The following is a 13,116-nucleotide window of genomic DNA, read 5'->3' as shown; positions in this document are numbered from 1 at the left end:
AAAACGTCGGCCGAGACCTTGACAACCCGTGCCTCGGCGCCAGACCGGCATTCGAGTCAACTTCCGGTCTGGCACGCGAGTCCGTCTCGCGTTATTTGCAAGGCGTCCCAATGCAGCTTGATTTCGGAGTCAATGCAGGTTTCGTCGAGGAACTCTACGCACAGTTCGTGGAGAACCCGGCGTCGGTCGACCCCAGCTGGCGCGCCTTCTTCGAGGCGAACGGCGCGAACGGTCATGGCAATGGCCATGGCAACGGAGCCGGTCCGACACTCTCCGTGGCGCAGCGGCGCGCCACGGCGCCCGCTGCCGCCGCCGCCGGCCGGGAGGAGCCGCAGAAAACCTCGAACGACGCTCAGGCGCGCGAGCTGGAGACGGCCTTCGCGAAGACGCTCAGCCAGTACCCCGCCGCGGACACGACGCGCGATCTGCAGGTGCTCGCCCAGGGTGCGCTGCAAGCGCGTGCCTACGCGCTGATGAACGCTTACCGCGTGCGCGGTCACCTGTTCGCCCACCTCGATCCGCTGAACCGGCCGCCGGGCGCGCCGCCCGAGCTCGATCTCACGAACTTCGGGCTCAGCATCGAAGATCTCGACAAGCCCTTCCCCACCGGCGACATCGCCGGCGTCCCGCCGGTGCTCACGCTGCGGGAGATCATCCAGCACCTCTCCGAGACGTACTGCCGCACCATCGGCGTGGAGTTCAACTTCATCGAGGTGCCCGAGGAGCGGAACTGGCTCCAGCAGCAGATGGAGTCGACGCGCAACCGGCTGCAGATCGACCGGGAGAAGCAGCTCCGCATCCTGACGAAGCTCAGCGACGCGGAGATCTTCGAGCAGTTCATCCACGTGTCGTACGGCGCCGGGACGAAGCGCTTCTCGCTGGAGGGCGCCGAGAGCCTGATCCCGCTGCTCGACCTGCTCATCGAGCACAGCGGCGATCACGACGTGCGCGAGATCGTGATGGGCATGGCGCACCGCGGCCGGCTCAACGTGCTCGTCAACATCATGGACAAGAGCATCCGGGAGATCTTCGCGGCGTTCGAGGACAAGGACGGCGAGCGGAACCTCGGGTCGGGCGACGTGAAGTACCACCTCGGGTACTCGACGGATCGCAAGCTCGAGAACGGGCGCAACGTCCACCTGACGATGACGTTCAACCCGAGCCACCTGGAGTTCGTGAACCCGGTCGTCGAGGGGCGCACGCGCGCCAAGCAAGACCGGCTGCTCACGCAGGAAGGGAACGCGGAGGAGACGCGCCGCCAGGTGATGCCGCTCCTGATCCACGGCGACGCGGCCTTCATCGGGCAGGGCGTCGTGGCCGAGACGCTCAACATGATGAGCCTCGACGGCTACGCGACGGGCGGCACGGTCCACGTGATCGTGAACAACCAGGTCGGCTTCACCACGATGCCGCACGAGTCGCGCTCGACGCGCTACGCGTCGGACATCGTGCGCATGCTCAAGGTGCCCGTGTTCCACGTGAACGGTGAGGACCCGGAGGCGGTGACCCACGTGGCGCAGCTTGCGATCGACTGGCGTCAGCGCTTCGGCAAGGACGTGGTCATCGACATGTACTGCTACCGCAAGTACGGCCATAACGAGGGCGACGAGCCGCGTTTCACGCAGCCGAAGATGTACCAGGCGATCGACAAGAAGCCGACGGTGCGCCAGGCCTACGTGCAGCGCCTGGTCGAGATGGGTCAGGTGACGGAGGCCGCGGCCGAGGAGCTCGTGAAGAAGCGCCGCGAGGTGCTGACGACGGCGCTCGACGAGGTGAAGCAGAAGGGCTTCGCGCCGGTCACCTACTCGATGGCAGGCGTGTGGACGAGCTACCGTGGCGGGCCGGATGCGGCGACGCCGGAGGTGGACACGGCCGTCCCCGCCGAGAAGCTGATCGCGCTCTCCGAGCAGACGCTGGTGCTGCCGGCCGGCTTCAAGGCGCATCCGAAGGTGCTGCCGCTGCTCAACGCGCGACACGAGCGACTCATCGCTGGAGAGAGCTTCGACTGGGGTACGGGCGAGATGCTCGCCTACGCCTCGCTGCTCTCCGAGAAGGCGTCGGTGCGCATCTCGGGTCAGGACGCCCAGCGCGGTACGTTCAGCCACCGCCACGCGGTGCTGTCCGACGTGGAGACCGGGGACCGCTTCGCGCCGCTGGGCCAGGTGGCCGAGTGGCCCGCTCGGTTCGAGGTGTTCAACAGCCCGCTGAGCGAGGCCGGCGTGCTGGGCTTCGACCTCGGGTACAGCCTCGATCATCCCGACGGGCTCGTGATCTGGGAGGCGCAGTTCGGCGACTTCCTGAACGGGGCGCAGGTGATCATCGATCAGTTCCTCACGTCGAGCGAGGACAAGTGGCACCGGCTGTCGGGCCTCGTGCTCTACCTGCCGCACGGCTACGAAGGTCAGGGGCCCGAGCACTCCAGCGCCCGCATGGAGCGCTTCCTCCAGAACAGCGCCGAGGACAACGTCCAGGTCTGCAACCTGACCACGCCCGCGCAGCTCTTCCACGCGCTGCGACGCCAGGTGCACCGGCCCTGGAGGAAGCCGCTCGTGATCTTCACGCCGAAGAGCCTGCTCCGCGTGGCAGCGAGTTCGAAGGGGCCGCACCGCCCGGTGTCGACGCTGAAGGATCTCTCGGAAGGGCGCTTCCACCGCGTGCTGCCCGACACGGGCGGCGTGGATCCGACGGAGATCCGCAAGATCCTGCTCTGCTCGGGCAAGGTCTACTACGACCTCGCCATCGCACGCGACGAGCGCAAGGCGAACGACGTGGCGATCCTGCGGCTGGAGCAGCTCTACCCGATCAACGACGAGCTGGTGCAGGCCCTCGCGTCGTACAAGGACGGGACGAAGCTCGTCTGGGTGCAAGAGGAGCCGCTCAACTACGGCGGCTGGTACTACATCAACGCCGTGCTGCCGCAGATCCTCGGGGACCGTTTCCCTCTGAGCTGCGCGGGCCGCGCGCCGAGCGCGAGCCCGGCGACGGGCTCGAAGGCCGCCCACCTGATCGAGCAGAAGATGCTCGTCGACGAGGCCTTCGGGAGCTGAGCATGAGCGCCACCGCGAACACGCCCGAGAGCCTCCAGGATCGGTACGCACCGAACAACATGTGCTTCGGCTGCGGTCCGGCCAACGAGAAGGGGCTCCGTCTCAAGAGCCGCGTCGAGGGCGACGAGCTGGTGGCCGACTTCGTCCCCGAGGAGCACCACCAGGCGTTCGCGGGGATGCTCAACGGCGGCATCACCGGGGCGCTCCTCGACTGCCACTCCAACTGGGCGGCGGCCCATCACCTGATGCAGGTGCGGGGAGAAGAGGCACCTCCTTGCACCGTGACCGCCGATTTCCACGTGAAGCTGAAGCGACCGACGCCCCTCGGCCCGATGCGCCTGCGCGCGCGGGTGGTCGAGACCGAGGGCGACCGCGTGATCGTGGAGGCGACCCTGGAGGCGGGGGGCAAGATCACCGCGACGTGCAAGGGGACGTTCGTCGCGGTGAAAGAGGGGCACCCGGCGTACCACCGCTGGTAGGCGGTCCCGACCACGGCTGGTAGCCTCCCCGCCGTGGAGCCCTTCGCGTCGTACCTCGCGCGCCGCCACGTCACCGACAAAGGTTTCGTCGTCGGTCTGCCGGACATCGCGGCGCCGCTCTCGGAGCATGCCGATCTCGCGCTGACTTACGGCGACGGCTACGCCTTCTCGATGCTCTGCATCGTCGACGCCGAGGAGGACGCGTCGAAGCGATGGCCGATCGAGGTCGAGCGCCTCGTCGAGATCGGCAAGGGGTGCCTCGAGTTCACCGGCCGCATGAACGGGACCAAGCTGCCCGTCGGGATCCAGATCATCGAGGTGCGTTCGTCGATCACCGAAGAGGATCGAGCGCGCCTGAAGGCACTGCAGCGCGTCCCGGGGCTCGCCAAGGTGGGGGTGACGGCGATGATCCTGGTCCCCGCGACGGGCGAGGCGTGGTCGAGCGCGCCGCTGGGCTTCCTCCGGCAGCGCGAGATGCGCAAGCTGATGACGGAGCCGCGCGTGGAGCCTGGTGACGAGCCTGGGCCCGTCGCCGCCACCGGAGCGGGTGGGCGGCCGGTGGTCACCTGCGCGATGCTGGCCGTCCTGGCGCTCGCCTTCGCGGCGCAGCACCTCTACGCCGTCGGGCCCGGACAGCCGGGGAGCCTCTCGGTGCTCGCGGAGGCGAAGGGGTTGCTCGGCTCGTCCGTGCCGACGCTGATCACCCTGGGCGGTCTCCGCGGCGAACTCACCGTCGGGGCCGGCGAGTGGCATCGCGTGCTCACCGCCACGCTCCTCCACGGCGATCTCTTCCACCTCGCGCTCAACGGCGTCGCGCTGTTCCTGGGCGCTGCGCTGCTCGAGTCGTTCGTCGGTCGGGCGTGGCTCGTCCCCCTCTTCCTCGCCGGGGCGCTCGGCGGGTCGCTGGCCAGCTTGATGTGGAACAGCGAGGCGGCCGTCGGCGTGGGGGCGTCCGGCGCGATCATGGGGCTCCTGGCAGGAGCGCTGGTGCTGACGTATCGCCTGCCAGCGCGCGACCGCGCTCCCCTGACGATGCCCCTGATGCAGATGCTCGTGCCGTCGCTGATCCCGCTCGCGACGCACCGCTCGTCCGGCAAGGTCGACTTCGCAGCGCACCTCGGTGGTGCCCTGGCGGGCGCCGTCGCGGGAGCCATCCTCCTCCGCCTCTGGCCGCGCGACAGGCCGACGCCACGCTTCGGTCGCGCGGCGCTCACCCTCACCGGCGTGGGCGTGATGCTCTACGCCTTCGCCATCTGGCAGGCGGCGCTCCTGCGCCCGACCTACGAAGGCGCGTTCCAGGGAGAGTTCCTCACCAAGGACGACTTCGACAAGAAGTTCGCGTCCCAGCCCGTGAGCGAGTTGATCAGCCGGTTCCCCGAGGATCCGTACGTGTATTACCTCGCCGCCCTGCAGCCCCAGGACGACGGTGGCACCAAGGAGCGAGAGGCCTACCTGCGGCAGGGCCTCTCCAAGCAAGGGGCGCTGCGGCTGCACTACCCGGATCGGAAGCTCGATGTGGAGATGCGGCGCATGCTCGCCGTCATGCTCACGAACCAGGGGCGCGCAGCGGAGGCGACCGAGGTGGCCCGTCCTGCCTGCGACGTGGGCTCCCGAGACCTCGCCCCGTTCTGCCGCTGAGCCGCCGAACGGAGCGTCGCCGGTCCGCGGTTCAAGCGATCGTCATACCGCCGTCGACGACCAGGGTGTGCCCGGTGACGAACGAAGCCGCGTCGGACGCCAGGTAGAGCGCCGCGCTGGCGATCTCGTCGGGCTGCCCCACGCGACCGAGGGGCGTGCGATCGAGGATGCGCCGCGAGATGTCCTCGTTGTTCACGAGCGCTTGCGAGAATTTCGTCTCGATCAGCCCCGGCGCGATGGCGTTCACCCGGATCCGGCTGGGGCCGAGTTCGAGCGCCAGGGTGCGGGTCATCGAGATGACGGCGGCCTTGGTCATGCCGTAGATGCCCTGGAGCGGCGCCGCCGCGAGCCCCACCACGCTGGAGACGAACACGAGCGATCCCGGGGCACCGCGATCGACGAGGTGGCCTGCCACGCGGCGCGCCAGGTGGAGATACCCCTTCACGTTGACCTCGAACGTCTTGTCGAAGGCGGGCTCGTCCGCCGTCATCATCGGGCCGAAGTGCGGGTTCGTCGCAGCGTTGTTCACGAGCACGTCGATCCGGCCGAAGCGCTTGATGACGCTTTCTACGAGGGCATCCAGCTCGGCCGGTTTGCCCGCGTGGCAGGCGTACGGCTCGACGGTGATGCCCTCCTTGCGGAGGCGCTCGGCGGCTTCGTCGACGCCCTGCTTCTTGCGCGAGGCGATGGCGACCTCGGCGCCAGCGAGACCGTAGGCGCGCGCGATGGCTTCACCGATCCCACGGCTTCCGCCGGTCACCAGCGCGACTTTTCCTTCGAGATGAATGAGGGGCTTCATGGTCGCGGGGATGCTCGCCCAGGTGCCCGCGGTTGCAAAGCACTCCTCTCCCAGGAACGGAATCGACATGGCGCTGCGAAGGGGCGGGACGGATGCGAACCCCAGGTTTCACCTCGGCTTTCCGCCCAGCGTCCACGTCCCGCGCGGGTCGCGCCCACCCTGCGCTCGCCGTGCGCACTTCTCCGCCCACCCTCGATCGCGAGGGCGCGCGAGGTCGATCGTGCGTGCCCGCCCAGGCCGTAGCGCGAACCTCCTGCTCGCGCGCCCCTGGCATACGCGATGCTCTCCCCGGGCGACACGGCGCTCCCAGTTCAGCGCCTCCGATCAAGGGGAAAGCAGCGATGAATGCAACGTTTGGGATCGCTTTCGCGAGCGCCGCGCTCACCGTGGCCGCGGCCGGCACGGCCCTCGCCCAGCCCGTGAACGAGGAGCTTCGACCGACCTATCTGCGCTCACCCGTGCGCGCTCCCGTCAACGCCGCCGAGCTCGGCATCGACGTGGGCTACACGCAAGGCTTCGGTGACATCGCCTCGGGGAGCCCGGTGAGCGACACCGCGGGCGCAGGTCTCGGGGTCGGCCTCGGCATCGGCTACCGCGCCGTGCCCAGCTTCGGCTTCGGGCTGTACTCGCAGTACCAGAACTTCACCTTCGACACGCCGTCGGCGCGCACCCGCACCGAGGTGCACGGCATGACCGCCGGCGCGCAGGCGACGTTCCACCTCCTCCCGTACCAGCGCATCGATCCGCACCTCACGGTCGGCGCGGGCTACCGCATGCTCTGGCGGATCCCGGAGGGCGGGCTGAACGACAACACGCTCACCCATGGTTTCCAGATCGCCAGGGTGAACCTCGGCCTCGACATGCGGCTGAGCGACAGCGTCGCGATCGGCCCGATGATCGGCGCCGATCTCACCATGTTCATGTGGGAGAACCCCGAGGGCCCACGCGGCGACCGGCTGCTCGAGGATCGCTCCCTCAGCACCTTCGTCTACGCTGGCATGCAAGGCCGCTTCGACATGGGGGGGTATCGCGCCACGCAGATGACGGCCATCAGCCGCCGCTGACCGCCGGCCCGCACGCGCCACGCCGCCTTGCGTCGTTCGACACAGGGCGGCTCGCCGTGCATTTCCGAGGGTGCCGGGCCCCCGCACGCCTTGACAAGGCTCTTCCTGCCGGGTGTGCTCCGCGCCATGAGTTCGACTGCTGCCCCCGGAGCAGAGGGGGCCCACACCGCGGACGGCACGACGCCGAAGGGACACCCCACCGGCCTGTATGTGCTGTTCGCGACCGAGATGTGGGAGCGCTTCAGCTACTACGGCATGCGCGCCCTGCTCGTCCTGTACTTCGTCAGCTACCTGGGGTGGAACCCGAGCAACTCCTCGCAGGTGTACAAGTGGTACACCAGCCTGGTCTACCTGACGCCGCTCATCGGCGGCTGGCTCGCGGACCGCTACCTGGGGCTGCGCGCCGCGATCATCACCGGCGGCGTGCTGATGGCGATCGGCCACTTCTTGATGGCCTTCGAGCCGCTGCCCCTCCTGTTCTCCGCCCTGGTGTTCCTCGTGGTGGGCAACGGCTTCTTCAAACCGAACATCTCCACCCTGGTCGGCCGCATGTACGGCCCTGGCGACTCGCGGCGCGACGGCGCGTTCACCATCTTCTACATGGGCGTCAACACCGGCGCCTTCCTGTCGCCCCTGGTCTGCGGCTGGCTCCGCGACAAGTTCGGGTTCCACTACGGCTTCGGTGCGGCCGGCGTGGGCATGGTCCTCGGGCTCATCATCTTCCTCGCGGGCCAGGGCAAGATCGCCGACGCCGTGAAGGCGGCGGGCAACGACTTCCGCACGGCCCGGCAGATCGAGCGTGACGACGCGGAGAAGGCCAAGCGCGATCCTGCCCACGCGGGCGAGATCGACGATCCGGTGACCCGCGACGCGCACGACGCCCACGAGCCCGGCGCCGATGGCTTCGCCGGGATGATCTCGAACGGCCTGCCGATCCTGATGCTCGTCATCGCCGTGCTCCTCCCGGCCAAGTACACGGTCGACGTGCTCCGGGGCGCCGCGCACTGGAGCGACCTGATCATGCCCGTCGCCTTCGGCGCGATCGCTGGCTGGATGGGAATTACCCTCCGGACCTTGAAGGGCGCGACCCGCGACAAGAGCACGGTCATCTTCGCCGTCTTCTTCTTCGCCGTCCTCTTCTGGATGGCCTTCGAGCAGGCCGGCAACGCGCTCAACCTCTGGGCCGAGTTCCAGACGACGCGCACCCTGGTGTTCTTCCAGTTCCCCGCCGAGTGGTACCAGTCGGTGAACCCCTTCTTCATCGTCACGCTCGGCCCCGTGTTCGCCGGCCTCTGGGTGTGGCTGGCGCGCCGGAACATGAACCTGTCCATCCCGGGCAAGATGGCCGTCGCGATGACGCTGATGACCCTCTCCTTCATGGCGATGGTCGGCGCCGCGGTGAGCGAGAACGGGACCACGTCGAGCGTGCCGCTGAAGGCGCTGCCCGAGCGGGTGCAGCTGGAGTCGATCAACGCCGGTCGCGTCAGCTTCGACGCCGCGAAGGGGGAGCTGTCGACCCGCGGCGCATTCCCCTCCTACGCCATCAAGGAGGCCCTCGAGTACGCCGTCGACCCGGCCTACCTCGAATCCCTGAACGCGCTGGAGAAGGAGAGCAAGAACGCCTCGCCGAAGCACGCCATCCCGGTGAAGCTGAGCCCCTTGCCCGAAGGGTTCCAGCTCCTGTTCTCGGACAAGCAGCGGGAACGCATCGTGGAGGCCTGGGATCCGGCGACGAGCACGCTCACCGTCAAGAACTCGATCGACGTCGACGCGAAGATCCAGCTCCTCCGCGCCGGTGCCCCGACGGATTACCAGGAGGCACTCCAGAACCTCGCCGAGCGCGCCAACGCCGCGCGCGTCACGGGCCTCTGGCTGGTCCTGAGCTACCTCCTCGCCACGCTCGGCGAGCTGTGCCTGTCGCCGGTCGGCCTCTCCATGGTCACCAAGCTGTCCCCCGCGCGCTACGGCTCGCTGTTCATGGGCGTCTGGATGCTCTCCAACTCCGTCGCGCAGTACGTGGGCGGCAGCCTGGGCGAGAGCTGGGGCCTGGTGACGCCGACGTCGTACTTCATGATCTTCGTCTACACCTCCCTCGTCGGGGCCGTCTTGCTGTGCCTGCTGGTCAAGCCACTCAAACGGCTGACCCACGGCGTGACCTGACCCCACCCCGATCGACGTCCCGCGCAGCCCCTCGGCGCGCGGGACGCGCCTCCTCCCGCTCCCCTCTCGGCTCCTCCCCTTCCCTCCCGGACCGCGCAGCTCAGGGCCCCGGGACGGCGCGCACCAGCACCAGCGCGTCCCCCTTGCCCGCAGCGAGGCGCAGCTCCGCCACGCCCGTCGAGGCAACGCTCCCGGCACAGCGGCGATCCGAGATCACATACCGACCTCGCGCCACCTGCCCCTCCCCCGTCCCCGCATCGACCAGGCGCAGATCGAGCCCCGCCCCTTCCCGGTCGAGCGCAGCGATCACCTCCACACAACCGTCCGCCGGGATCGAGAGCGGCACCCGCTTCAAGCGCGCATCGTCGAGCGCCACCACCTCGGCCCCCGCCGCGGTCCCCGCCCCCAGGACGCTCACTCCCTCCCCCTCGCCCGTGGCCCCGGCGAGGAGCCGCGACAGCAGCCGCGAAGCTGCCAGCGGATGCGCCACGAGCGCCGCGGGAGCCACCGGATCCTTCCGCACCGTGACGGCGAACGGCCCGGTCCTCGCAAGGGACTCCACATCCACCCGCCCGGCGCCTCCCGCACCACAAGCGTAGAGCGTGGTGGCCGCGCCGCCTCGTCGTGACGCGAGCAGCTCGTGGTGCTCGCTCCACAGCTCGGCGACGAACTCCCCCAGAGGCTTCCCCGCCAGCACGTCGATGCGCGCACAGCCCGCCGGCAGATCGAGGGCGACGGAGCTGCGACTCCCCACCTTCGCCGTCCCCGTCGAAGCCCGCGCGGGCCCGAAGCCATGCCCCTTCAAGGCGCGCTCGTGCCCCTCGCGCACCGCCGAAAGAGGGCGCGTCTCGATCACCTGCACCGCCACGGACGACGCCGCGATCTCCTCCTCGGCCCCCACCCCGGAGCGCCCCGCGACCAGCGCACACACGCCCTGCGCCCCCCGCGACCGCAGCGCGAGCGAGACCTCGGTGAGCGTCGCGGAGCACAGGACGAGCGCGCGATCCGAGCCCGTCTCCCGCGCGCGCGCCACGATGCGCCCCCCGGCGTCCTCGGCGACCATCTCGAGCGAGGGGATCTCGTCGCTCGGTGCGACGAACACATCCAGGCATCGGCCCGGCTCGATGACGAAGCTCACCCGCGTCGGGCTCCGCGGCCCCACCGGCACCGGGGAGCGCCGCACGTCCGACCAACGACCCCCGATGGCTGCCCGGTGGGCGCGGACCTTCGCCTCCAGCCCAGGCCACGACTCCAGCCGCTCGCTCCCTTCTCCCGGGCGACCGCGCGCCCCCACCGCCAGGGCCACCGCGTCCGCGACCTCCACGGTGACCCGCTGCACCCCGATGGCGACCAGCCCGGCCCCGGACATCACCCGCGTGACCACGTAGAGCCGCCGCGGATGCGGCGGACACGCGAGCAAGGTCGCCTTCGCGTCCGTCGACTCGTCTGCGGCGAACGTGCTCCCTTCGTCGTCGTAGGCGAACAGGTGCACGCTGCCCACGGTCGGCGAGGCACGCGCGAGCACCAGCGCGCACTCCCCCGCAGGGATCTCCAGAAAGCGACCCAGGCGCTCCCCCTCGGCCAAAATGTCCGCCGCCGCCACCTCCAAGCCGGAAGCCCCCGCCTGCTCGGCCAGGGCCCCGTCGTTCGTGAGCAGCGCGCGGCCTTCGACGCGATCAGGGAGCACCTGCAACGCGACGGGCTCACGATCCCCGGCGCTCCCCGTGGAGGCTGTGGCACCCGAGGCCCCGCAACCGACGCTGGCGAGCAGCGACAGCGCGCCCAGGGAAGGCCACGAGGACGACCGGAGCCACAAGCGGAGACGCGATGGAGAGGAACTCTTGAAGGTGCGCAAGGTCGGGGGTGGAAGGCTCGTGCTGCGTCCCCTGACTGAGGGGGGAACGCACGACGAGTACTAGTACACCCGCGGTCACGCCGCGTCCCGAGCATGCGGATCCCCCACGTCGCGCTGCCGCCGTCAGGACTCGCACTCGACCTGGCGATCCATCACGGGGACGTGGGCGCATCCTGGCGCGCTGCGGCGCTCAGCGGGCAGCGCTGGGCGTCATCGGACCGCGGCCGGGCTGGACAGCGACGCAGGAGATGCCCCCGCAGGAGGTTGGGCCGTGGCCGGCGGAGGCGTCGGGGCGAGGGAAGGCATGGCCACGCTGGACACGGCGGGTGCTGCCGTGGCAACCGCGGCGCGCAGCAGGTGCGATGCTGGCCGGGCGCGGCTCGACGCACCCTGTTGTTGTGGCCGGAGCGCGATCGCGGTGAGGGCGGCGATCGCCACGGCCGCACCGACGAGCATCCAGCTCCTGCGGGCCCGGGTCGGCGGCGGACGCGAGGTCGCGGCGCTCCGCTCCAGGGCGGCATGGGACAGCAGAGGGATGGGCGTGGCGAGGGCGCCGTGGCCCGGCACCTCCGAGACACTGGCCCGGAGGAGGGATTTCGAGACGAAGAGGTCGAGCGCGGGGTCACTGTCGAACGACACCGGCTCGGGCAGGGGGGCGAGGGTGAAGCGGTCGTCTTCCAGGGAGCGGAGGAGCTCACGCCCGGTGAGGTCCTCGTCCGCATCGGGTGCATCCGCTGGAGGGCGAAGCGATGGCTGAGGCGGTGGCACGTCACGGATGGCCCCCGCGAGCAGCTCGGCCAGGAGGGCAGCGTCGAGAGCATCCGGCTGGCTCAGGTCATCCGATGCCGAGGGTCTCGCCGACCTGCCTCTGCACTGGTTGGCGTCGCCTTGCAGGCCATCGCTGGTGCCCTCGTCCTCGGGGGAGGAACTCGCCTCTTCGGGCACGGTCAGGTCTTCCAGCGCCGTCGCCGCGGACGAAGCGCGGGTCACCGCGGACCGACGCTCTTCGGGAAGGCTCGCCACCGTCGACCGGAGAACGTCGAGCGCGTGGGCCATGGTCGAGGCGTCGGGGAAGCGATCCTCGGGGTGAGGCGCGAGCGCGCGCGCCAGCAGGGCTTCCAGCTCTGGACCGACGTCGGGTCGCAGATCGCGAACGGACTGCGCGCGGCCGGCATGGACGGCTTCCATGCGCTCGCTGACCGAGGCCCCCGAGAAAGGCCGGGAGCCCGTGAGGGCCTCGTAGAGCACGACACCGACCGAGAACAGATCGGCACGGGCATCGACGGGAGCCCCGTCGAACTGCTCTGGCGCCATGTAGTCGGGTTTGCCCGTGAGCAGGTGGCGACCGCTCGGCGTGACCTCGCGCGTGGAGTCGGGCGGGCTCGGCTCGCGCTCCGCCAGGGCGACGCCGAAGTCGGCGAGCTTCACCTGCCCGGTCGTGGAGAGCAGGATGTTGCCCGGGCTCACGTCGCGGTGGACGAGCGGCTCGCCCTCCGCCACCTCGTGGGTGTGCGCATGGGCGAGCCCACGAAGGGCCTGCGCCACGACGTACAGGGCGAGCGGCACGGGGAGCTGCTCCTCGCGCGCCCAGAGCCAGCGGCAGAAACGGGCGAAGTCGAGACCGTGAACCAGCTCCTGGACCAGCAGAAAATTGCCGTCGTCCCCTACCCCGTAGTCGAGCACGCGCACGAGGTTCGGGTGGTCGAGCCGTTGCATGACCCGGGCCTCCGCGAGGAACTGCTCGGTGAGCCCCTGGCTGCCGACGTGCAGCGGCATGATGCGACGCACGACGACCGGCTCGCTGGATCGGTCTTCCTCTTCGGCGTCTGGATCCGTGCAGAGGGCCCGGAAAACCTCTCCGGTACCGCCGCGCGCGAGGCGCGTCTGAAGCTGATAACGCTTCAGTAAAGGAGCGCCGACAACGCGGGGCCCGTCGTCCATGGAGGTCCCACTATCACCCACGCGAGGACCCTGGTCAAGGGAGCGAGGTCGACCCGGGAACCCGAGACCCACCCCCTCACGTGCTCCGGCGGACCTCCAGCGCTCACACGATGCCAGCCTTGCGGCCTGCACG

8 protein-coding genes are annotated in these 13,116 nt (G+C 69.9%); 5 read left to right on the top strand and 3 right to left on the bottom strand.

Features of this window, described 5'->3' with window-relative positions:
- The first annotated feature begins 110 nt into the window (after positions 1–110).
- The 3 genes from CMC5_RS16275 to CMC5_RS16265 are packed head-to-tail and all read left to right on the top strand — an operon-like array spanning position 111 to position 5,164.
- Entirely contained in the window at positions 111–3,047 is a 2,937-nt protein-coding gene (locus tag CMC5_RS16275) for a 2-oxoglutarate dehydrogenase E1 component (RefSeq protein ID WP_050431298.1), read from the top strand.
- A 2-nt stretch (positions 3,048–3,049) separates the two neighbouring features.
- The gene (locus CMC5_RS16270; RefSeq protein WP_050431297.1) at positions 3,050–3,526 is read left to right on the top strand and encodes a PaaI family thioesterase; all 477 of its coding nucleotides are present in this window, start codon (positions 3,050–3,052) and stop codon (positions 3,524–3,526) included.
- Positions 3,527–3,559: 33 nt separating this feature from the next.
- On the top strand, positions 3,560–5,164 hold the full coding sequence (locus tag CMC5_RS16265) for a rhomboid family intramembrane serine protease (protein WP_050431296.1): 1,605 nt from the start codon (positions 3,560–3,562) through the stop codon (positions 5,162–5,164).
- Between the two features lie 31 nt (positions 5,165–5,195).
- On the opposite strand, the gene CMC5_RS16260 is transcribed toward CMC5_RS16265, so the two are convergent.
- Positions 5,196–5,963, bottom strand: coding sequence for a glucose 1-dehydrogenase (locus tag CMC5_RS16260; protein ID WP_050435924.1), 768 nt, complete (start codon positions 5,961–5,963; stop codon positions 5,196–5,198).
- Between the two features lie 341 nt (positions 5,964–6,304).
- Here CMC5_RS16260 and CMC5_RS16255 point away from each other — a divergent pair, with 341 nt between their 5' ends.
- Together CMC5_RS16255 and CMC5_RS16250 are read left to right on the top strand one after the other, a co-directional pair.
- On the top strand, positions 6,305–7,027 hold the full coding sequence (locus CMC5_RS16255; RefSeq protein WP_050431295.1) for an autotransporter domain-containing protein: 723 nt from the start codon (positions 6,305–6,307) through the stop codon (positions 7,025–7,027).
- A gap of 126 nt (positions 7,028–7,153) precedes the next feature.
- Positions 7,154–9,187, top strand: coding sequence for a peptide MFS transporter (locus tag CMC5_RS16250; protein WP_082362534.1), 2,034 nt, complete (start codon positions 7,154–7,156; stop codon positions 9,185–9,187).
- A 100-nt stretch (positions 9,188–9,287) separates the two neighbouring features.
- Here the strand turns inward: CMC5_RS16250 and CMC5_RS48515 are convergent, their stop codons facing one another.
- Both CMC5_RS48515 and CMC5_RS16235 read right to left on the bottom strand, forming a co-directional pair.
- On the bottom strand, positions 9,288–11,003 hold the full coding sequence (locus CMC5_RS48515) for a hypothetical protein (RefSeq protein ID WP_156338634.1): 1,716 nt from the start codon (positions 11,001–11,003) through the stop codon (positions 9,288–9,290).
- A gap of 249 nt (positions 11,004–11,252) precedes the next feature.
- Positions 11,253–13,004: a serine/threonine-protein kinase gene (locus CMC5_RS16235; RefSeq protein ID WP_218920274.1), complete on the bottom strand. Its 1,752-nt coding sequence runs from the start codon at positions 13,002–13,004 to the stop codon at positions 11,253–11,255.
- Positions 13,005–13,116 lie beyond the last annotated feature (112 nt).

The sequence above is a fragment of the Chondromyces crocatus genome (assembly GCF_001189295.1).
GTDB classification, from domain to species: domain Bacteria; phylum Myxococcota_A; class Polyangia; order Polyangiales; family Polyangiaceae; genus Chondromyces; species Chondromyces crocatus.
The sequence above is the reverse complement of the archived record's forward strand: the minus strand, read 5'-3'. Positions and strand labels throughout refer to the sequence as shown.